The sequence below is a fragment of the Vibrio sp. E150_018 genome, from assembly GCF_053544035.1.
In genome coordinates this window covers 1-22,352 of sequence record NZ_JBHGNY010000010.1, presented here as the reverse complement: position 1 = coordinate 22,352, position 22,352 = coordinate 1, and the positions used below count along the sequence as shown (strand labels likewise).

Annotated in this window: 19 protein-coding genes and 2 tRNA genes; 7 read left to right on the top strand and 14 right to left on the bottom strand. The window is 40.3% G+C overall.

Annotated features, from left to right (window positions below; translation table 11 throughout):
* Window positions 1-14 precede the first annotated feature (14 nt).
* The 4 genes from yajC to ACE3G9_RS10830 form a co-directional block, all read right to left on the bottom strand.
* Complete coding sequence (gene yajC / locus ACE3G9_RS10845) at window positions 15-347, bottom strand: preprotein translocase subunit YajC (protein ID WP_417879442.1); 333 nt, start codon at window positions 345-347, stop codon at window positions 15-17.
* A 102-nt stretch (window positions 348-449) separates the two neighbouring features.
* Entirely contained in the window at window positions 450-1,601 is a 1,152-nt protein-coding gene (gene tgt / locus ACE3G9_RS10840) for a tRNA guanosine(34) transglycosylase Tgt (protein WP_417879443.1), read from the bottom strand.
* An 87-nt stretch (window positions 1,602-1,688) separates the two neighbouring features.
* Window positions 1,689-2,741, bottom strand: coding sequence for a tRNA preQ1(34) S-adenosylmethionine ribosyltransferase-isomerase QueA (gene queA, locus ACE3G9_RS10835; RefSeq protein WP_417879444.1), 1,053 nt, complete (start codon window positions 2,739-2,741; stop codon window positions 1,689-1,691).
* Between the two features lie 93 nt (window positions 2,742-2,834).
* A complete protein-coding gene (locus tag ACE3G9_RS10830) occupies window positions 2,835-3,740 on the bottom strand; it encodes a hydrogen peroxide-inducible genes activator (RefSeq protein WP_417879445.1) in 906 nt (301 codons plus the stop codon).
* A 201-nt stretch (window positions 3,741-3,941) separates the two neighbouring features.
* Here ACE3G9_RS10830 and ACE3G9_RS10825 point away from each other — a divergent pair, with 201 nt between their 5' ends.
* The gene (locus tag ACE3G9_RS10825) at window positions 3,942-4,553 is read left to right on the top strand and encodes a peroxiredoxin C (protein WP_027696756.1); all 612 of its coding nucleotides are present in this window, start codon (window positions 3,942-3,944) and stop codon (window positions 4,551-4,553) included.
* A gap of 89 nt (window positions 4,554-4,642) precedes the next feature.
* Window positions 4,643-5,386 carry a copper homeostasis protein CutC gene (locus ACE3G9_RS10820; protein ID WP_417879446.1) on the top strand — a complete coding sequence of 248 codons (744 nt, stop codon included), beginning with the start codon at window positions 4,643-4,645 and terminating at the stop codon, window positions 5,384-5,386.
* Between the two features lie 97 nt (window positions 5,387-5,483).
* Here ACE3G9_RS10820 and phoU read toward each other — a convergent pair whose 3' ends face one another.
* The 4 genes from phoU to ACE3G9_RS10800 are packed head-to-tail and all read right to left on the bottom strand — an operon-like array spanning window position 5,484 to window position 11,053.
* Entirely contained in the window at window positions 5,484-6,176 is a 693-nt protein-coding gene (gene phoU, locus ACE3G9_RS10815) for a phosphate signaling complex protein PhoU (protein WP_417879447.1), read from the bottom strand.
* Between the two features lie 46 nt (window positions 6,177-6,222).
* Window positions 6,223-7,041: a phosphate ABC transporter ATP-binding protein PstB gene (pstB, locus tag ACE3G9_RS10810; RefSeq protein ID WP_417879448.1), complete on the bottom strand. Its 819-nt coding sequence runs from the start codon at window positions 7,039-7,041 to the stop codon at window positions 6,223-6,225.
* A 1-nt stretch (window position 7,042) separates the two neighbouring features.
* The gene (gene pstA / locus ACE3G9_RS10805; protein ID WP_449219120.1) at window positions 7,043-8,704 is read right to left on the bottom strand and encodes a phosphate ABC transporter permease PstA; all 1,662 of its coding nucleotides are present in this window, start codon (window positions 8,702-8,704) and stop codon (window positions 7,043-7,045) included.
* Between the two features lie 57 nt (window positions 8,705-8,761).
* Entirely contained in the window at window positions 8,762-11,053 is a 2,292-nt protein-coding gene (locus ACE3G9_RS10800) for an ABC transporter permease subunit (protein ID WP_449219119.1), read from the bottom strand.
* Window positions 11,054-11,267: 214 nt separating this feature from the next.
* Between ACE3G9_RS10800 and ppk1 the strand changes: the two genes are divergently transcribed.
* Both ppk1 and ppx read left to right on the top strand, forming a co-directional pair.
* Complete coding sequence (gene ppk1 / locus ACE3G9_RS10795; RefSeq protein WP_417879451.1) at window positions 11,268-13,343, top strand: polyphosphate kinase 1; 2,076 nt, start codon at window positions 11,268-11,270, stop codon at window positions 13,341-13,343.
* 10 nt (window positions 13,344-13,353) lie between these two features.
* Window positions 13,354-14,895 (top strand): exopolyphosphatase, encoded by a 1,542-nt coding sequence (ppx, locus tag ACE3G9_RS10790; protein ID WP_417879452.1) that lies wholly within the window; start codon window positions 13,354-13,356, stop codon window positions 14,893-14,895.
* Between the two features lie 137 nt (window positions 14,896-15,032).
* Here the strand turns inward: ppx and ACE3G9_RS10785 are convergent, their stop codons facing one another.
* Genes ACE3G9_RS10785 through phoB form a run of 3 tightly spaced genes read right to left on the bottom strand, consistent with a single transcriptional unit; the run spans window position 15,033 to window position 18,045 of the window.
* The gene (locus ACE3G9_RS10785; protein WP_417879453.1) at window positions 15,033-15,995 is read right to left on the bottom strand and encodes a PstS family phosphate ABC transporter substrate-binding protein; all 963 of its coding nucleotides are present in this window, start codon (window positions 15,993-15,995) and stop codon (window positions 15,033-15,035) included.
* Between the two features lie 16 nt (window positions 15,996-16,011).
* Complete coding sequence (gene phoR / locus ACE3G9_RS10780; RefSeq protein ID WP_417879454.1) at window positions 16,012-17,319, bottom strand: phosphate regulon sensor histidine kinase PhoR; 1,308 nt, start codon at window positions 17,317-17,319, stop codon at window positions 16,012-16,014.
* A 36-nt stretch (window positions 17,320-17,355) separates the two neighbouring features.
* Window positions 17,356-18,045, bottom strand: coding sequence for a phosphate regulon transcriptional regulator PhoB (phoB, locus tag ACE3G9_RS10775; RefSeq protein ID WP_237296403.1), 690 nt, complete (start codon window positions 18,043-18,045; stop codon window positions 17,356-17,358).
* 258 nt (window positions 18,046-18,303) lie between these two features.
* Between phoB and rdgC the strand changes: the two genes are divergently transcribed.
* From rdgC to ACE3G9_RS10760, 3 genes are all read left to right on the top strand, one after another.
* On the top strand, window positions 18,304-19,215 hold the full coding sequence (gene rdgC, locus ACE3G9_RS10770) for a recombination-associated protein RdgC (RefSeq protein WP_417879455.1): 912 nt from the start codon (window positions 18,304-18,306) through the stop codon (window positions 19,213-19,215).
* A 182-nt stretch (window positions 19,216-19,397) separates the two neighbouring features.
* The gene (gene trhP / locus ACE3G9_RS10765) at window positions 19,398-20,801 is read left to right on the top strand and encodes a prephenate-dependent tRNA uridine(34) hydroxylase TrhP (RefSeq protein WP_449219118.1); all 1,404 of its coding nucleotides are present in this window, start codon (window positions 19,398-19,400) and stop codon (window positions 20,799-20,801) included.
* Window position 20,802: 1 nt separating this feature from the next.
* Window positions 20,803-21,057: a YfhL family 4Fe-4S dicluster ferredoxin gene (locus tag ACE3G9_RS10760; protein WP_027696743.1), complete on the top strand. Its 255-nt coding sequence runs from the start codon at window positions 20,803-20,805 to the stop codon at window positions 21,055-21,057.
* A gap of 93 nt (window positions 21,058-21,150) precedes the next feature.
* On the opposite strand, the gene nfsA is transcribed toward ACE3G9_RS10760, so the two are convergent.
* From nfsA to ACE3G9_RS10745, 3 genes are all read right to left on the bottom strand, one after another.
* Window positions 21,151-21,873: an oxygen-insensitive NADPH nitroreductase gene (gene nfsA, locus ACE3G9_RS10755; RefSeq protein WP_449219117.1), complete on the bottom strand. Its 723-nt coding sequence runs from the start codon at window positions 21,871-21,873 to the stop codon at window positions 21,151-21,153.
* 216 nt (window positions 21,874-22,089) lie between these two features.
* Window positions 22,090-22,166, bottom strand: a tRNA-Trp gene (locus ACE3G9_RS10750).
* A gap of 68 nt (window positions 22,167-22,234) precedes the next feature.
* Window positions 22,235-22,311, bottom strand: a tRNA-Asp gene (locus ACE3G9_RS10745).
* Window positions 22,312-22,352 lie beyond the last annotated feature (41 nt).

The window sequence follows — 22,352 nt, the reverse complement described above, 5'->3', positions numbered from 1 at the left end:
ATAGCTAACTATAATTAAAGAGATTTAAGTGTACCCTTAGGTAGCACAGCCGTAACGAAATCTTTCTTGATTGTTACTTCATTGTTTTCATTTAAAGCTAGTAGGATGTAGTCGTTATCGTCAGAAATCTTAACGATTTTACCTACAAGGCCACCACCAGTAATCACTTCATCACCCTTTGACATCGCAGCCATTAAGTTTTTATGCTCTTTTACTCGTTTTGCTTGAGGGCGGTAGATCATAAAATAAAAGATCAACGCAAACATACCAAGCATGATGAACATTTCCATACCACCGCCAGTTGGGCCAGCACTTGCAGCGTGTGCTTCTGAAATAAATAAGCTCATTAAAACATTTCCTTTTTCTGATTTTGATAATTTGGTTTTAGATTGGGGTGCTCTCTACTTTTTTCAAGGCAAAGAGCCGCTTACCTCACTTAAAATACGATGTTATTGTGATGAATCACTCATTCGTAGTTCTTTTTGTAGTGGTGGTACTTCTCGATCACGACGAGCATAAAACTCTTGTACAAATTCTTCAAAACGATCTTCATCAATTGCAAGGCGAATGCTTGCCATTAAACGTTGATAATAACGAAGATTATGAATAGTGTTTAAACGCGCACCTAAAATCTCGTTACAACGATCAAGATGATGTAAATAAGACTTTGAGTAATTTTTACAAGTGTAACAATCACACTGTGGATCAAGCGGTGATGTATCCGTTTTATGTGACGCATTACGAATCTTAATTACGCCACCTGTTACAAACAGATGCCCGTTACGCGCATTTCGAGTTGGCATCACACAGTCGAACATATCAATACCACGACGTACACCTTCAACTAAATCTTCCGGTTTGCCAACTCCCATTAAGTAACGAGGTTTGTCTTCCGGTAGTTGTGGGCAAGTATGCTCTAACATGTGGTGCATATCTTCTTTCGGTTCACCTACCGCAAGACCACCCACCGCGTAACCATCAAAGCCAATTTCCGTTAAGCCTTTGACTGAAACGTCACGTAAATCACCGTACACACCACCTTGAACGATTCCGAATAGAGAATTTGGATTTTCAAGCTTATCGAAATGGTCACGACTACGTTGTGCCCAGCGTAATGACATTTCCATCGACTTACGCGCTTCTTCATAGGTAGCAGGATATGGCGTACATTCATCGAAAATCATTACGATGTCAGAGCCTAGATCTTTTTGAATTTCCATCGACTTTTCTGCGTCCATAAAAATTCGATCACCATTTACAGGATTGCGAAAGTGCACGCCTTCTTCGGTAATTTTGCGCATTTTACCTAAGCTAAATACTTGGAAGCCGCCTGAATCGGTCAAAATAGGGCCTTGCCAGTTCATGAAGTCATGCAAATCACCATGTAATTTCATGATCTCTTGACCAGGACGAAGCCATAAGTGGAAAGTGTTACCCAACAAAATTTCCGCACCAGTATCTTTCACTTCTTCTGGCGTCATACCTTTAACAGTACCATAAGTACCCACCGGCATAAATGCAGGGGTTTCAACCGATCCACGCTTAAAGGTTAAGCGTCCACGACGAGCGACGCCGTCTTTTTTAATTAGTTCGTATTTCACGAAGCCTCCAAAATGTCGGATAAACAGTCCAACGAAAAATCGAGGCTCGTCTATCGAGCCTCGTATATCGAGTAACGAGATTCGAGCTTACGAGTCTCGCTTTGTAACAAACATCGCATCACCATAACTGAAGAAGCGATATTCTTTATTTACAGCATGTTGATAAGCGTTCATCACATGCTCATAGCCAGCAAAAGCACTCACTAACATAATCAAAGTAGACTCAGGCAAATGAAAATTAGTGATAAGTACGTCAACTAATTGATATTCATAACCTGGGTAAATGAAAATTTCTGTATCACCAAAAAATGGGACAAGCTCGGTGCCTTTTTGCTTAGCATTTTGCGCTGCACTTTCTAATGAACGCACCGAAGTTGTTCCTACGGCAACAATTCGTCCACCACGAGTTTTAGTCGCGTTAATAGCGTCAACCACATCTTGTGGCACTTCCACATATTCAGAATGCATGTGGTGGTCGTTAATATCATCGACACGAACTGGCTGAAAAGTACCAGCACCAACATGTAGAGTCACATACGCAAACTCGACACCTTTGGCTTTAATTTTCTCTAAAAGTTCATTATCAAAATGCAATCCGGCGGTTGGCGCGGCAACCGCACCTGGCTTTTGATTATAGACGGTTTGATAACGCTCTTTATCGGTATCTTCATCAGGGCGATCGATGTAAGGCGGGAGTGGCATGTGGCCGATTTCATTTAAAATATCAAACACGCCTTTTTCATGATCAAAATGAATCTCAAATAATGCATCATGACGCGCAACCATGGTGGCTTGATATTCGTCATTTTCACCTAAAAATAGTGCATTTCCTGGCTTCGGGGATTTTGACGCACGGACATGAGCAAGAATCGAATGTTCATCCAATACACGCTCGACTAATACTTCAATTTTACCGCCTGACTCTTTACGTCCAAACACACGAGCAGGAATAACACGAGTATTATTGAATACCACTAAGTCACCCGGCTGAACGAGATCCAACACATCGGTAAACTTCCCATCCGTTAGATCACCACTATTGCCATCTAACTGTAATAGTCGGCTTGCTGTACGCTGTGGCTGAGGGTAACGAGCGATCAGCTCATCGGGTAGTTCGAAGTCAAAATCAGATACTTGCATGAAGGGTCACTTTTTTAAGGCTAAACAATTATTCAATTTGGATATTAGCGGTGTAAAAATCTGGCGCTAGTATAGAGTTTGATGCTCATTGAATCAAAGTAAACCTTCTACTACATTGGCTAATGTTTCAAAGGTCGTCGTACGATTTGAGCTTGGTCGCCAAATCAAACCAATTTGACGGTGAGCACTTTTCTCCGGAGGCTCAATTATAACAATGTTTTGGTTATCCACTAAACCGTGGTTAATCGCCATTTGAGGAATAAAAGTCGTGCCTAATCCATTGGCCACCATTTGCACTAAAGTATGCAAACTAGTGGCGGAAAATGGGTTAATTTTTTCTTTCTTGGTTAATTTACATGCCGACACCGCGTGCTCAGTTAAGCAATGTTCATTTTCAAGCAAGAACACCGATTCATCCGGAAGATCATCATAACGCAGAGGAATGCGGATCGAACCGGCCTGCTCTCGGCTGATGATCATACGAAACGGGTCTTGGCCAACGATTCTACATTCCATTCCATCAATTTCCATCGGCATCGCCAAGATCAACACATCCAAATCACCATTACGCAAAGCTTTTAATAAATTGGTCGTAGTATCTTCACGTAATAATAAAGTCAGTTGCGGAAAGCGTTGATTAACTTCCTGTACCAATCCTCCCAGTAAAAACGGTGCAATGGTAGGAATGCAGCCAACTCTTAATTGACCTTGCATCGTATGACCCTGACACAACGATCCTAATTCAAGTAGATCTTGGCTTTTGGCTAAGAGGTCCCGTCCTTGCTTCACCACTTGCTTACCTGCCAAAGTAAAAACCAGCGGGCTCTTTTTATCTTTTTTTTCGTAAAGTGGGCAACCAATTAAGGATTCTAAATTTTGAATACCTTTACTCAAAGTCGATTGACTAACAAAGCAACGCTCTGCCGCTTCGCTAAAGTGACGTGTTTCATAAAGCGTCACCAGATAATGTAGCTGTTTTAAACTTGGCCATTTAGTCATATTAAATTTCGATGAAGTTGTCGTGAAATCATGCTGCGATCACAAATTAAAGATAATCGCTTTTTTCGATAAGGTTAATCGGTTTATTTCGCTTTTTTTCATACTACAACTTGTACTATAGTTTGTCGCGTTGAAACAAAACTCAGACACAGAAGTTTGAGTATTGATTTTTATATCAAAGAAAAATTTAGGAGCAATAAAATGGTACTAGTAGGTCGTCAAGCCCCAGATTTCACAGCAGCAGCAGTTCTAGGTAACGGTGAAATTGTTGATACATTCAACTTTGCAGAATTCACTAAAGGCAAGAAAGCCGTTGTTTTCTTCTACCCTCTAGACTTCACATTCGTTTGCCCATCAGAGCTAATCGCTTTCGACAAGCGTTTCGAAGATTTCCAAGCTAAAGGTGTTGAAGTAATCGGTGTTTCTATCGATTCACAATTCTCACACAACGCATGGCGTAACACTGCTATCGCTGACGGCGGTATCGGTCAAGTTAAATACCCTCTAGTTGCTGACGTTAAACACGAAATCGTTAAAGCATACGATGTTGAGCACCCAGAAGCAGGCGTTGCTTTCCGTGGTTCTTTCCTAATCGACGAAGATGGTCTTGTACGTCACCAAGTGGTTAACGATCTTCCTCTAGGTCGTAACATTGATGAAATGCTGCGTATGGTTGACGCACTAAACTTCCACCAAAAACACGGTGAAGTTTGCCCAGCACAGTGGGAAGAAGGTAAAGCAGGTATGGACGCATCTCCAAAAGGTGTTGCTTCGTTCCTATCTGAGCACTCAGATGACCTAGGCAAAAAATAATTTAGCCTAAACGGTTTATTGAGCCCCGCCATTGTGCGGGGCTTTTTTTGTTTTACAATACACCATCACTTTTTAGCTTAGAGCTTATCATGACCATTGAATTAGAAGTCTGTATTGATAATTTAGAATCCCTACACCTTGCGATTGAAGGTGGTGCGACTCGTATTGAACTATGTTCATCCCTTGCGTTAGGTGGCTTAACTCCTAGCTATGGTTTTATGAAGAAAGCCGCGCAATACTCAAGTGTCCCGGTTTACGCCATGATTCGCCCTCGCCAAGGTGACTTTCTGTATAGCGAGCAAGATGTTGAATCGATGTTAGAAGATGTGCTTTGCGCTAAACAAGCGGGCTTGCAAGGCATTGTAATTGGTGCACTTACCGAAGAAGGTGAGGTAAATAAAGCAATATGTCAGCGTCTTATCGAAGCGGCTTCAGGTATGGGCGTGACTTTTCACCGAGCGATTGATCAATGTCGAGATCCTAAACAAGCATTAGAAGATATTGCAGAACTAGGTTGTGAGCGCATATTAACGTCAGGGCTGGCAAGTACCGCAGAACAAGGTATTAACGTTATCGCGGAAATGGTTGAACAAGCTCAAGGGCGATTTTCGATTATGGCTGGCGCAGGTGTCAACATTGATAATGCAGCGCAAATAATCAAGCAAACTGGCATTCACGAGATTCACCTTTCAGGAAAAACTACTCGCCCTAGTCACATGAAACTGCACGCTGATAGCGCAAAAATGGGTTCAGATTCAATCGATGATTTTGCAATTCCGGTAACCAGTAAACAAATCATTCAAGCGGTGAAGCAAACCATCCAGTGCTTTTGAAAAGTAGACATTTAAAAACAGGCATTTAATAGCAATTGAATAAAAATGGCGACCTCAATTGGTCGCCATTTTCACAATGAAAAGCTAACTATTTACCTTACATTAAAGATTCTAAATAATCCTTATCATGACGAACATCTTTACCTTGTACGAAGTAAATGATGTATTCACAGATGTTCTGGCAACGATCACCGACCCTTTCTATCGATTGAGCGCAGGCAACTATTTGCATCACTTTGGGTACTGAACTAGGGTCTTGCATCATAAAATTGATCATCTGCTGCTGAACTTTTTTATGTTCTGCATCTAACTGATCATCCATACGATATACCGCCGCTGCGGCTTGAACATCCATGCGAGCATAAGCATCTAACACTTGATGTAACATATTGACCGCCATGCGACCAAACGCTTCGACTGAAACAATCAAAGTTTCTTGTTTCGGTGCAAATGCTTCTTGTGCGACATAACTTAATTTAGTCGCGACATCACCAATTCGTTCCAGATCGGAAATAGTTTTAATGATCGCCATCACCAAACGTAAATCTTTTGCGGTTGGTTGCCTTTTGGCAATAATGCGTGTACAAGCTTCATCAATCGCCACTTCCATTTGATTCACTTTGTCATCATTACGCTTAACCTTAGTGGCTAATTGAGAATCGCGTTTATACAGCGCATGTAATGCCAGAGAAAGTTGCTCTTCAACTAAGCCACCCATCGCTAATACGTGAGTACGAATGGATTCAAGTTCGACATTAAACTGCCCTGAAATATGACGACCAAGTTGCATGCTATTTTAAATCCTTATTTACCATCACTTATTTACTGACAATAGATTAACCGTATCGTCCAGTAATGTAATCTTCAGTTTTCTTCATTCTTGGCGAAGTAAAAATTGAATCGGTATCGCTATACTCCACCAGCTGTCCCATGTGCACAAAAGCGGTATGATCACTTACTCGCGCAGCTTGCTGCATATTATGTGTAACAATCACCACTGTGTATTTGGTTTTTAATTCCGAGATCAGCTCCTCAATCGTCAATGTCGAAATCGGATCTAAAGCAGATGTCGGTTCATCGAGTAATAAGACTTCAGGCTCAATGGCGATGGCGCGAGCTATCACTAAACGTTGCTGCTGACCACCAGATAATCCAAAAGCACTTTCATGTAGGCGATCTTTGACTTCAGTCCATAAGGCCGCCGCTCGTAATGAACGCTCAACAGCATCATCTAAAGAACGAGAATCTTTGATCCCTTGCAAACGTAACCCATACACCACATTCTCATAAATTGATTTAGGGAAAGGGTTAGGACGTTGGAATACCATCCCCACTCGTCGACGTAAGCTCGCGACATCGACATTAGGGTGATAAATATTATTACCATTTAAAAGAACTTCGCCTTCCACTCGGCAACCATCTACCAAGTCATTCATACGGTTGATACAGCGCAACAAGGTCGATTTACCACAACCAGAAGGTCCGATAAAAGCCGTCACCTGGCCTTTAGGAATACGCATACTAATATCTTTTAAGGCTTGAGTTTTATGGTAAAACAAGTCCAAGCCATCAATAGAAATCGCCGTTTGTTTTTCAGTTAAGTTATGAACATCTAAAGGTTCAGGATACCCAAGCGCCGAATGAATCGAAAGCATATTAATCGTTTCCTAATATCTTAAACTTTTCGCGTAAATTATTACGGATCATGATTGCAGTAATATTGAGACCGACGACTACTGTGATCAATAAAAATGACGTCGCAAATACCAATGGCCTTGCCGCTTCAATATTCGGCGTTTGGAAACCCACATCATAAACGTGAAAACCAAGATGCATAAATTTTCTTTCTAAGTGTAGGAATGGGAAATTACCATCAACTGGTAAATTAGAAGCCAACTTCACAACCCCTACCAGCATCAAAGGGGCCACTTCTCCTGCCGCCCTTGCAACCGCAAGAATTAAACCCGTCATAATTGCTGGACTAACCATAGGCAACACGGTTCGCCATAGCATTTCGAACTTAGTTGCTCCTAGAGCATAAGAGCCATGTCGAACTGAGTTTGGGACCCGAGCTAATCCTTCTTCTGTAGCAACAATCACTACGGGTAAAGTTAATATTGCTAACGTCATCGCAGACCATAGCAAACCAGGAGTACCAAACGTCGGCGTAGGTAAGGTATCAGAATAGAACAACTCATCAATCGAATTACCTATAGTATAGACAAAGAAACCTAGACCAAACACGCCATAGACAATCGATGGTACACCAGCGAGATTAACTACTGAGATTCGAATCAATCGTGTAAGCATGGTATTTCCGGCGTACTCATGCAGATAAACTGCAGCAATAACACCAAGTGGCATCACCACCACCGACATGATAATCACTAATAATACTGTACCGAAAATAGCCGGAAAGACACCTCCCTCTGAATTCGACTCTCTTGGATTATCGAGTAAAAACTTCCCAACTTGTTTAACCCAATGATGAGCCTTTTCTCCCCAACTCATTGCGTTGGGGTACCAAACATCTAATATTGAGTCTAAAGGTAAAGAAATAATCTCACCTTTCATATCTTTCACTAGCACTCGTGCTGATGATAGTTGTTCCTGCAATGCTAAAATCTTACTTTCAGCCAAAGTAAACTTAGATTCTAACGCATCTTGTCGTTGATCTAAGGTTTTAAGATTAACGACTGCCACTTTGCCTTTTTTCTGCTTTAATAGCCTCTCAATACGTAACTTATTAAGTTGTTGAGTCACAACTTGTAGCTCATTTTGTAAAATATGATCAATTTTCTCTCGAACCGCATCCGCATTTTGTATCGCAATCGCAATGCGCTTAGGTAATGAGTTTTTATAAACTTGGCCTTCGCTTTCAAATGATATGGGTTGACCAAAAAAGTCCCCGGAATGTGTACGCTCAAAAACAGCAAGATCTCGAGGCGTATCTTGATGATATAAATCTATTGATAATACCGAAATAAAATCTCGCGGATAAATATCACGGTTAGCCACCTTGATCGATAATCGCTGTGCTTGCCCTGATTGCAATACAGAGTCTGGCCACGTCCTATCTTGATTTGATAGCTGATCAAGAGAAACATAACTTTGCTGATAAATCTGACCTATCAAGCGCTGCCCATGCTCATCTTGCCATTGATATAAAGGTGCAGGCCAAAAGTACACCAGCCCCTTCCAGCCAATTAATAACAGTAAGCCTAATACTGAAATAAGGCTAATACTCACCGCGCCAGCCGTCAGCCATACCCAAGGATTGCCAGATTTGATCCAAATAAATTGATAACGGCTTAACATGGCAGACCTCTTAATCCAAGTATCACTCCAAATATCAAGCCACCTTTTGTCGATGAACTATAAAGCACTGTACTTATCCCTTAAACGTTGGCGGATTAGCTCTGCTATCGAGTTGACGACAAAGGTAAAAATAAACAATAAGAAAGCCGATAAAAACAACAATCTGAAATGAGAACTGCCGACTTCTGATTCCGGCATCTCAATCGCAATATTGGCCGATAAAGTACGCATGCCTTCAAATATATTCCAATCCATCACAGGAGTATTACCGGTTGCCATCAGTACAATCATGGTTTCACCAACCGCGCGCCCTAGTCCCATCATCACCGCTGAAAATATCCCGGGAGATGCAGTGACTAACACTACGGTAGTTAAACATTGCCAAGGCGTCGCACCAAGTGCACTAGCACCATCGGATAAATGTTTTGGTACGGAGAATATAGCATCTTCCGCAATGGTAAAAATGGTTGGTATTACCGCAAAACCCATTGCAAAACCAACAATTAATGCATTTCTTTGATCGAAGTCGATACCCATATTGGACATAAATAATCGAACATCACCACCAAACAACCAATGTTCAAGGTAGTGGCCATAGCTGAATACCAACCAAGCAAAACCGATAATCACAGGCACTAGAAATAACGCTATCCAACCTTGATATTCACCTATCCCAGTAAATTTCCTCATTGCTTGCCACAATAGTGCTGCGAGTAAAATCACCACAGGTGACAACACGATAAACAAGATGGTATTGAGTAAATTTAACTCAACAATTGGGGCTAACCATAAGCCCGCTAGAAAACCAATAATCACCGTAGGCAAAGCTTCCATTAACTCAATAGTCGGTTTTACGTAACGGCGCATTTTTGGTGTCATAAAGTACGCCGTATAAACCGCACCACAAATAGAAATTGGCACAGCAAAGATCATGGCAAATAATGCTGATTTTAAAGTACCAAAGGCGATAGGAACCAGACTAAACTTCACTTCAAAATCATTGCTAGCAGCTGTAGATTGCCAAATAAACTCAGGTTCAGGGTATCCCTCATACCATACCTTTTTCCATAAAGAGGTAAACGAAATATCAGGATGAGGATTATCAACCTTAAATAGCGATAGTTTGTCTTGAAAAGCGGTAATTAAAAATTGCTCATTGGATGAGGTCGCCGCAGCTATAGGTAATGTTTGAGCAATTTTTTTCGAGAATACTTTATCATCTGAAGTTGTATAAAAATTATTGACTCGCCCCATTTCATCAAACAAAAAGAAACCTTTACGATAAAAGTCTGGCAAAACAAAAGCCGTTTTGATCTTGTTACCTGAATCAAAATCACGAATGTGAGTAAACTGTCGCTTTCCTTCTTTCAATACATCAAACCATTGAGAAACCGTACCATCCGATTGAGTAACTAAAACGGAATAAGCCCCAGAAAGTAAATCCAGCTTAACGCCTTGTACCGATGGCGCCTTTTCTTTTTGAGTATCTTTCTTAATAGAAGTACTCACTAAAGCGACACTTTCCCGCAATAGAAAACCTGCATCATTACGCTTTAAAACACTGATCGAATCAGGATATAGCACATATAAGGTCTGCCCATCTTGTGTGAGTACAAAATCTTTCACATTAGGAGATAAACTGGGTAGATTCAATGAAGAGCTTTGCCAGTGTGATTCAACATCCCCAAATTGAGAAGTATTTTGATAACCAATAGCGCGCCACTCACCATGCTGATTAATACCAACAAAGGTCGCCTGTTTCGCCTGTATAGAAAAATCAAACTGGCGAATCGCGACCCCATCACGATCAAGGGAGACTGGATTATCGGCAAAAGAACTAAAGCTGGGAGAAGACTGACGACCATCAGAGGTAAACACAGTCGTAAACTTGGGTTGAACCGCATAGATTCTTCCTTGGTTATCGGCATAAGCATACCAACGAGAACTGATTTCAGCTGCCTTAAAGGCTACCGGGTGCTCAACAATTTGGCTCACCAATAACGGATCGACCTTTTGACTAGTGTTAACAGAGGAATTTAAAGATGGGTTGAGTGTAGAAAAAACTAATTTCCCATCATCAGTAAAACGAAAAACCGTACTACCATCATCATCGACACCAACAGCAAGTATTTTATTTATAGATTGACCAGGGGTAAGTAAGTATTCACTTTTTAGCTTTATACCTGAAGGAGAAAATATAGGTGCAATGACTACAATCAAATAGAAAATCAGTAATACTAAAGCGATAAGAACACTAATCCCCCCCAGTTTAATCACCGAGCTTGCAAAGCGATCTGTTAGCCATCGCCTTTTATCTCGTTGTTGAAAGAAAGTATCGACTTGAGCCATGTTCCACAGTACCTTTTTTGATTAATGACATAATATGTCGATTGTGTGACAGTTTTATTACTATACTTTGATTTGTACTTGATTTTACTACCATTGCTTCTTTATATAAGCCTCATTGAAATAAAAGTGTCACAAAAAACCACTAACGTACTCTATTAGATATGATAAAGGATTCCATTCTCCCCTTCTCTACTAATACATGCTGGATGGTAAAATGAGCTCCGAGAAACTCTACATAGAAAAAGAACTAAGTTGGCTATCTTTTAATGAACGAGTCTTACAAGAAGCGGCCGATAAAACCGTTCCCCTGATTGAACGTGTACGTTTTTTAGGGATCTTTTCTAGTAATTTAGATGAGTTTTATAAAGTTCGCTTTGCTGATGTAAAACGCCGTATTTTAATTAGCCAAGAAAGTGGTAATAACGACAGCCCTAAACATCTTTTAACCAAGATGCAGTCAAAAGTATTAAAGCTAAATCAAAGATTTGATGAATTATATAATGAATTAATACTTGAAATGGCTCGACGTCGCATATTCTTAGTTAATGAATCACAGTTGCAAGAATCTCAACAAAAATGGATCAGAAAATATTTCCAACGTGAAGTGCTTCCTCACATCACTCCCTTTTTGATGAATAAAGATACCGATGTACTGAGCTTTTTAAAGGATGAACATTCTTACCTTACTGCGGAAATCATTCATCAAGACCAAAAGAATTATGCCTTAATTGATATTCCAACCGATCATCTCCCTCGCTTCATTATGGTACCGGAACAAAAAGGTAAGAGGCGTAAAACAATTATATTGCTTGATAATATTATTCGCTTTTGTCTGGATGATATTTTCAAAGGCTTCTTTCAATACGATGAGCTTAATTGTTACACCATGACCATGACTCGTGACGCTGAATATGATTTACGCCATGAGGTTGAACACAGTTTATTAGAGCAGATGTCGGAAGGGGTCAACCAACGTCTGACTGCTATGCCTGTGCGACTCGTCTATCAACGAGATATGCCAGAAGATCTACTGAAATATTTATGTGAAAAACTCAATATGAGTAGTTATGACAGCTTAATTCCTGGTGGTCGTTATCATAACTTCAAAGATTTCACTGGCTTTCCAAACGTAGGAAGAGATTATTTAGAAAACAAACCGTTAGCTCCACTTAAATGTGCTGATTTTGATGGTTATCCAAATAACTTTGAAGCCATCAGTGCGCAAGATATTTTATTGTATTACCCGTATCACAGCTTTGACCATATTACCGAGTTGGTTCGACAGGCATCTTTTGATCCCAAAGTAATCAGTATCAAAATCAATATTTATCGTGTTGCCAAAAACTCAAAGCTAATGAATTCATTGATGGATGCGGTACACAACAAAAAGAAAGTCACTGTTGTGGTTGAGCTGCAAGCTCGTTTTGACGAAGAAGCCAATATTGAATGGGCTAAATTACTAACGGATGCCGGTGTACATGTTATTTTCGGCGCACCAGGATTAAAAATACACTCAAAACTATTACTGATTACTCGTAGAGAAGATGATGAATTAAAGCGTTACGCTCATATTGGTACTGGTAACTTTCACGAAAAAACCGCACGAATTTATACCGACTTCGCTTTGTTAACTGCAGATCCACAATTAACCAGCGAAGTGAAAAGTGTCTTCGGCTATATCGAAAATCCATATCGCCCAGTCAAATTCACTCAATTAATGGTGTCACCACGTAATGCTCGCCAACAAATTTATAAATTAATAGACAATGAAATCGCCATTGCTAAAGAAGGTCGCCCCGCTGGTATTACTTTAAAAGTAAACAACCTAGTCGATAAAGGCCTCGTTAATAAGTTATACGGTGCAAGCAATGCTGGGGTTAAAATCCGCATGATCGTTCGCGGTATGTGTTCATTAGTACCTGGCATCCCTGGGGTAAGTGAAAACATCTCAATTATTAGTATTGTCGACCGATTTTTAGAACACCCTAGGGTCGTTGTGACTGAAAATAATGGCGATCCAAAAGTTTATATTTCTTCAGCCGACTGGATGACACGTAACTTAGATTATCGAATTGAAGTTGCCACTCCTATCCACTCTCAACGATTAAAACAACGGATCATCGATATTCTCAATATTCATTTTATTGATACCGTCAAAGCTAGGCGTATCGATAAAGAGATGAGTAACAACTATGTACCACGCGGCAACCGAAAAAAAGTTCGTTCACAAATTGCTATTTATGATTATTTAAAGCAAATTGAAAGGAAGGCTCGTTTAAAAACAGAATAAATAGGTATTTATGAATCTAGCAACCGAACTAAGTATTAGGCACATTGCCGCTATCGATTTAGGCTCAAACAGTTTTCACATGGTGGTGGCCAAAGTCACTGATCATGATTTGCAAATTGTCAGTCGCCATAAACAACGTGTTCGGTTAGCTGATGGTTTGGACTCACACATGAACCTAGACAATACCGCAATGCAACGTGGCTTGGATTGTCTCGCCATGTTTGCTGAACGTATACAAGACTTCGATGCCGATAACGTTAGAATCGCGGCTACACACACGCTTCGCCAAGCCAATAATGCCCATATATTTCTCTCTCGTGCTCGCCATATATTACCCTTTCCAATTGAAGTGATTGATGGTGTTGAAGAAGCGCGTTTAATTTATTTAGGCGTTGCTCATACTCAACCTGAATGGAAGAAAAAGTTTGTTATTGATATCGGTGGTGGTAGTACTGAAATGATCATTGGTGCAGGCTTTGAACCTCAACGACTTAATAGTAAGCAGTTAGGTTGCGTCAGTTATACCAATAAGTTTTTCCACAATGGAAAATTATCCAAAAAGAATTTCTCTAAAGCTATCTTAGCGGCTCAGCAAAAGTTAGAAGCCTTATGTAAACCATATAAGAAGTTAGGTTGGGATGCGGCAATAGGATCTTCGGGTACGATAAAAGCAATCCGAGAAGTCCTCATTGGTATGGGGCATGAAGATGGCATAATCACCTTAGAACGACTCAACCAACTGGTTGAAGAATTGTGCAAACTCGATCAAATTGATGATATTAAGCTCGAAGGTTTAACCGATGAACGTAAACCTGTATTTGCAGCGGGTGTTGCAATTTTATTAGCTATATTTGAATCGTTTTGCATTAAACAACTGCATTTTTCCGATGGTGCATTACGTGAAGGTTTAATGTATGAAATGGAAGAACGATTCCAGCGTTCAGATATTCGCATGCGTACCGCAGAAAACCTTGCCGATAAACATCAAGTTGATGTGAGTCATGCTAAAAATGTACGCAATCAAGCAGAGCGCTTTTTAAAACAAGTAGGTTCAGAACTCGATATAAAACCTAAAAGTGGACTTTGCAGCTTATTATCCTGGGGAGCCTTACTACATGAAGTAGGGCTTAGTATTAGCTATAAAGGCTTTCATCGCCATTCTGCTTATATCCTTCAACACACCAACATGCCGGGATTTAACCAAGAACAACAACAAGTTCTTGCTGCATTAGTTCGCTTTCAACGTAAAGCCCTTAAACTGCAAGAAATGCCCGAATTAACCATTTATAAGAAAAAACAAATACTGCCTTTAATTGCCATATTACGTTTAGCGATCGTCGTTAATGGACAGAGAAAAGAAGAAAATGAGCTGCCTAAATTGACTATTTCCGTGGAAACAATAAACGGTGGAAAGGATGAAGAAGGCACAGATCAACGATGGAAGCTGGCTTGTGAAGATGAAGATTGGCTAGATAATAATCGCTTATTACATGCCGACTTACAAACAGAGCAGCAATATTGGACCAATGCGGGTTGGAACCTCAGTTTTTAAAGTGATATACCCTTGATTGCCATTACAACTTTTTTGATCGTTAAAACAGCCTTTTCCAAGACTGTTTTTATTGCTAGAGATTATACCTAAGCTGTTTAGAAAACGTTTATCATTTTTCTAATGAATTCTCGAATAAATTAACGCAAGCCGACCTTCTGCAGTTGAGCATTGGCCAGTTCACGTGATAACGCAACATAACCATCCTTCTCTACTCCTATCTGCCCTTGTTTGGAATAGATAAACTTTAAAAATTCAGCCTGTGGCCGGGGCAGAGGCTTTAATGGATTTTTATTTACATAAATATATAAATAACGAGCGAGTGGATAACGACCATCTAAAATATTATCTCTGGTTGGGTAAATATAATCTTGCCCTTTCAGAGCAATAGGAATCAATTTCGCTTTTGATACTTGATAACCCACTCCAGAATAACCAATGCTGTTAATTGATGAGGCGACAGATTGCACAACAGAAGCCGAACCAGGTTGTTCATTCACTTGCCTTTTAAAATCACCTTTACACAGTGCATGTTGCTTAAAGTAACCATAAGTGCCTGATACCGAATTACGACCAAACAGTTGGAAACCTAACTTAGCCCACTCGGTATCTATCCCTAGTTGTTGCCATTTATTTAATGGCGCAGTTGCCCCACATTTTAATGTGGATGAAAAAATGGCATCCACTTGTGAAAAGTTCAAACCTTCAATTGGATTATCTTTATGTACAAAAATACCAATTGCATCAATGGCGATTTTTAATTGAATCGGTGGATATCCATATTGACGCTCAAAAGCCTCCAATTCTTTGACTTTCATAGGGCGACTCATTGGGCCTAGTTGTGACGTTCCCTCGGTCAAAGCTGTTGGTGCCGTTGATGAGCCTGAAGATTGAAGCTGCATATTAATATTAGGGTAAATACGTTGAAAATCTTCCGCCCACACAGAGGTCAAGGTCGCAAGGGTGTCCGAACCTACAGAAGAAATAGTTCCAGACATTCCGGATATTTTATCATAGCTATCAAGCTCATCATTAACGATTTCCTTTGCCAAACAAGGCATTGAAAATGCGACCATCAAATAAACGAGTATTGCGTTACGCATATGCTTCCTTTGTAAGTTATAAAGTTGAGCGCGCGATAAGCTTTTTGGGCAATACAAACGAAAAGCAGCTACCTTTATCGACTTCACTGGTGATCTCTAAATAAGATTCATGATGACTTAATGCATGCTTAGCAATCGCCAAACCAAGCCCACTACCACCTGTTTCACGAGATCGAGCTTTATCTACTCGATAGAAACGTTCGGTTAATCGGTTAATATGTTGAGGCTCAATACCATCTCCAGAGTCTTCAACCGATAAACATGCACCATTAGATGTTTCATACCATTTAACATGTACATCTGCCCCAGCAGGGGTGTACTTAACCGCGTTATATACAAGGTTTGAAATGGCACTGCGTAGCTGATCTTCATCACCATATACCATCATGTTCTTATCGATATCAAACACGATTTTATGTTGATTATCGCCACTTAATGCAATAGCTTCTTTTTCTAAAATCTCTAACATCGCCGGAACATTAACAATTTCATCAAGCTCATGAATCGGTGATGCTTCAATCTTAGAGAGTGTCAGTAATTGTTCGACTAAAGCATTCATACGAGATAATTGTTCAGTCATCACACCATGTGCCTTCGACCACATTGGTCCTGCTAAGATTTCAGGATCTTCAGTCATCTCAAGATAACCTTGTAATACCGTCATTGGCGTTCTTAATTCATGGGAAACATTAGCAAAGAAATTTCTCCGCATCCCTTCTAGTTGTTTTAATTGCGTCACATCACGCACAACCATCAAGTGCTCACCATCGGTATAAGGCACAATACGTAATTCTAAAATACGCTCAGGCGTAAGCGGAGATAGCATTTCAAGCGGTTCAGTAAAGTCTTGCTTAGAAAGGTATTTAATAAAATCAGGCGTACGAATTAAATTAGCGATCGGTTGCCCTGAATCATCTGGCCAACGAAAGCCAAGCAGCGATTGTGCAAGTTTATTACACCAAACGATATTACCTTCACTGCGAAATACCACCACGGCATCGGGTAAGGATTCTGCACCATTTCTAAAACGACGAATTAAATTAGCGAGTTCTTTTCTACGACGACGCTGCTTTTGTTGCAAGTGATAAATACCGTTAAATACGGGTTCCCAATGGCCAGTACCTGAAGGTGGGCTCAAGCGTTTTTCATCCCACAGCCATTCAGATAAGCGTATTTGGTTATGAAATTGCCATAAGAGTTGTAATACGGTAGCGGCAAATAAGAGCCAGCCCATATAACCAAAAAACCAGCCAATTATTAGCCACGGAAGGTAAAAAAAAGCCAGCGACCAAGCTAGCTTTTTTCTGGTTAACCTTTCAACCATTCAGTTAGATACTCCGTCATTCGGATAAAATATAAATTAAGCTCGTGTTGAGAAACGGTAACCAGCACCACGTACAGTTTGAACAAGCTTATCATGTCCCTCTTGCTCCAACGCTTTTCTCAAGCGACGAATATGGACATCTACCGTACGATCTTCAACATAAACATTAGTACCCCAAACGTTATTCAATAACTGTTCACGACTATAGACTCGCTCTTGATGCGTCATAAAGAAATGTAGCATTTTAAACTCAGTCGGCCCCATGTCGAGTGGAGAATCATTTGCTGTCACACGATGAGAAACAGGATCAAGTTTTAATCCTTGCACATCAATGACATCTTCTACTGCTGTAGGTGTAACACGACGAATAACCGCTTTTAAGCGAGCAACGAGTTCTTTAGGAGAAAAAGGTTTGGTAATGTAATCATCCGCCCCCACTTCTAAACCGCGAACTTTATCTTCTTCTTCACCACGTGCAGTAAGCATCACGACAGGAATATTTCGAGTTAGCTCTTCACGCTTAAGGTGTTTAATAAAATTAATACCGGAACCACCTGGTAACATCCAATCTAATAAAATCAAATCCGGATAGGGTTCGCACAATTTATTAATGGCGGTATCGTAATCTTCAGCTTCAACCGGTTGATACCCTTTTTGTTCTAAAACAAAGCACAACATTTCCCTGATAGGAGCTTCATCTTCAACAACCAAAATTCTTCTCGACATACCCAAAAATCCTTTCGCGTCTACTTTACTAATTTAAATTAGCCAAAATTAATCTGCTACTTATTATGTGTCTTAAGTATGACAGTTTTGTGACTTCTGCAAAGTAATTTTCATATAACTGTCAACCAATCATGGTTATTTTGTCATAGGCACCATTTCTTTAAGTCAGAACTGCTTTGAATTCTCTCCTTCACTTTGATTAAGTGAATAAATCTTCTATGATAGGCGTCCAATTTCCAGACTGAGTGTATGAGAGTTATGTGGTTTAAGAATTGTTTAGTGTACCGTTTCAATCGTGAAATTAACTTTGATGTTGATAAGCTCGAATCTCAACTCGCTGAATTTAAGTTCACGCCTTGTGGTAGCCAAGATAAGCAAAAGTTTGGTTGGACGAGTGTACTGAATAAGCACTCAGATGTATTAACTCACATCGCTGGTGATCACATTCTGATCAAAGCAAAAAAAGAAGAGAAACTGCTTCCTGCCTCCGTTATTAAAGACTCTCTACAAGATAAAATTGATCTGCTTGAGCAGCAAGAAGGTCGACCTCTTAAGAAAAAAGAAAAAGATGATCTTAAAGATGAAATCTTAATCGACTTGTTACCACGCGCGTTTAGTCGTCATAACTTCACATCAATTTTAATCATGCCAACACTTGGTTTTATTGTGGTGGACTCAAGCAGCAGTAAAAAAGCAGAAGATGCGCTAGCTCTACTACGCAAAACCTTAGGAAGTCTTCCCGTTGTGCCAGCTATTCCTGAAGTTGCAATTGAAACCAGCTTAACCGAGTGGGTAAAAACCGGTGACCTACCACAAGGCCTGCAACTATTAGATGAAGCTGAATTCCACTCTCTGCAAGAAGAAGGCGGGATCATTCGCTGTAAGAAACAAGAACTAAGCGCAGAAGAAATTCAAAACCATATCGCTGCCGATAAAGTGGTAACAAAACTGGCACTTGATTGGCAGGAACGTATTGAATTTGTACTGGCGGCCGATGCAAGCATTAAACGTTTAAAGTTCAACGATGAATTAAAAGACACCAATGAAGACATTCCTCGTGAAGACCAAGCGCAACGTTTTGATGCCGATTTTGTTCTAATGTGCAGTGAATTCGACGCATTTTTCCCACAACTATTTGATGCACTAGGTGGATTACCAAAAAACGACTAATCATGTGCTCCTCTCAACGATACAGAGCTTTGTGACACCGCAAAGCACTGTTGTTTTTTTATTCCCTACTTCCTTTGTGCTTTTCTCGCTTTTCTTCTTAACTTGGCGTAAAATTCGCTCCCTTAATTTATACCGCTTGGTGGTATAAATCTGACCTGAAATCAGACCTAGAGAAATACATTATGTTTAAACCAGAACTACTGTCTCCTGCTGGCAGCCTAAAAAATATGCGCTATGCATTCGCTTATGGTGCCGATGCGGTTTACGCGGGACAACCACGTTATAGCCTGCGTGTACGTAATAATGAATTCAATCATGAAAACCTGCAAATCGGTATCGATGAGGCGCATGCTTTAGGTAAGAAATTGTATGTGGTATGTAATATCCAACCACACAATTCGAAACTTAAAACTTTTATTCGTGACTTAAAGCCCGTCGTTGATATGGGGCCGGATGCGTTGATCATGTCGGATCCAGGTTTAATCATGATGGTACGTGAAGCTTTTCCTCAAATGCCAATCCACTTATCAGTTCAAGCCAATGCAGTTAACTGGGCAACTGTGAAGTTCTGGTCGACTCAAGGTGTTGAGCGTGTGATTTTATCGCGTGAGCTTTCTCTAGAAGAAATTGAAGAAATTCGTGAACATTGCCCAGAAACTGAATTAGAAATTTTCGTTCATGGTGCGCTATGTATGGCTTACTCTGGCCGTTGTTTGTTATCTGGCTACATGAACAAACGAGATCCAAACCAAGGAACGTGCACGAATGCTTGTCGCTGGGAATATAAAGTAGAAAAAGGCACCGAAAATGATGCTGGCCAGATCGTTGAACAATTCGATCCAAGCCAAGCACAAGGTATTGAAGTTCAAGAGCAACGTCCTGAAAATACCTTAGGCCTTGGTAAACCAACTGATGAAGTAGTATTACTGTCAGAATCTCACCGCCCTGAAGAAAAAATGGCGGCATTTGAAGATGAGCATGGTACCTACATCATGAACTCGAAAGATCTACGTGCGATCCAACATGTTGAACGCTTAACAAAAATGGGAGTTCATTCATTAAAAATTGAAGGCCGTACTAAGTCTTTCTATTACTGCGCACGTACTGCTCAAGTTTATCGCAAGGCGATTGATGATGCGGTAGCGGGTAATCCTTTCGATGAAAGCCTAATGGGTACACTAGAAAGCCTTGCTCACCGTGGTTATACCGAAGGCTTCTTACGTCGTCATACTCACGATTCATACCAAAACTATGATTACGGCTATTCAGTATCGGACTCTCAACAGTTTGTTGGTGAATTTACTGGTAAACGCCGTGGACATTTAGCTGAAGTTGAAGTGAAAAATAAATTCTTGCTAGGTGATAGCTTAGAGCTAATGACACCAAACGGAAATATCAACTTCACTTTAGAAGAAATGGAAAATCGTAAGTCAGAAAAAGTGGATGACGCCAAAGGTAACGGACACTTTGTATTTATCCCAGTACCGGAAGATCTAGATTTAAGCTACGGTTTATTAATGCGTAATCTGTCTAATGGACAAAATACGCGTAATCCAGTTTCAGTCGCGACAGCAGAAGCAAAGTAATATGGCCTTATTAATTACAGATAAGTGCATCAATTGTGATATGTGCGACCCCGAATGCCCAAATGGCGCAATCAGCATGGGTGATAGCATTTATGAAATTGATCATAACCTATGCACTGAATGTAAAGGACATTACGATAAACCTACCTGCCAATCGGTATGCCCAATTAACAATTGCATCATTACCGATCCTAAGCATATAGAAACGGAAGATCAGCTACTTGAAAAGTTTGTGGTTATCCAAAACTTGGCCTAATCATCAACTGTTAGCTAATTGAAATTCTATAAACAAAATGGCCTGCTATATTTATCATGTAACAGGCCATTTTTATACTTGTTTAAAGATGAATTACTTCGTCGCTAGCCCTTTGGAATTTAAGTAATCACGGATAAACGGACGTGACTCTTGGCTTAGTCGATTACTAATATGATCCGACCAAGATCCTGATTTTTGATTACTACCGCGCGTCTGATAATAATGACTAGTCTCAGCGTCGTATTCTGCGACCGCTTGCTCTGAAAGCGGTTGGTATTCATCTTGATGGATCATGACCTTCTGTGGTAAACGAGGCTTAATTTTTGGATCTTGATCTGGGTAACCTAAACACATTCCAAACATCACCGCACAATATTTCGGAAGACCTAACAATTCATCGACGTCTTTAGGTGAATTACGTAACCCGCCAATATAAACACCACCCAACCCTAGAGACTCTGCAGCAAGTAATGTATTTTGCGCCATAATACCGGCATCAATCGCGCCAATTAATGTCAGTTCAGTGAACTCTGGTTTCACTTCGGGTGATAATTGAAAGTGACGTTGATAATCGATACAAAACACTAAAAATTCAGCTGCCGTTTCAACATATTTTTGCCCGCCGGCAAACTCAGCCAATGCAGCACGTTTAGCAGGGTCGGTAACACGAATGATCGAGGTAGTTTGGAGAAAGCTAGATGATGATGCTGAGATACCTGCAGACAAGATAGACTCTAATTGCTCAGAGGCGATAGATTGCTCGGTAAACTTACGAATTGAGCGATGGTTAAGCATAGTTTCAATAGTCGAATTCATATCTTTCTCCTCTAATATTGCCGTAACTTTACCACACTATCTCGCTTTGCTTTAATTGAGAATATACAAAGAGAATATGAATAAAAGTCATATTTATACTTGAATTTAAATCTTAAAGTACAATATGACTAGTCTTATATTACGAGAACCTTATCCTTTGTATCAGATCCATTAGACCTAAAAAAGGCCTCAGCATTTCTGCTAAGGCCTTTAATATGGCAGGGGTGGAGAGATTCGAACTCCCAACACGCGGATTTGGAATCCGCTGCTCTGCCAATTGGAGCTACACCCCTAAAACTTTGTTTATATTACCTTATAATTTCTAATAAAGTAAATTATCTTTTTCTAATATTTAAAAAAGTGGCGGAGTGGACGGGACTCGAACCCGCGACCCCCGGCGTGACAGGCCGGTATTCTAACCAACTGAACTACCACTCCGCAGTGTCTATTCAGTATTTCAATCTTTTGCCTTTAGATTT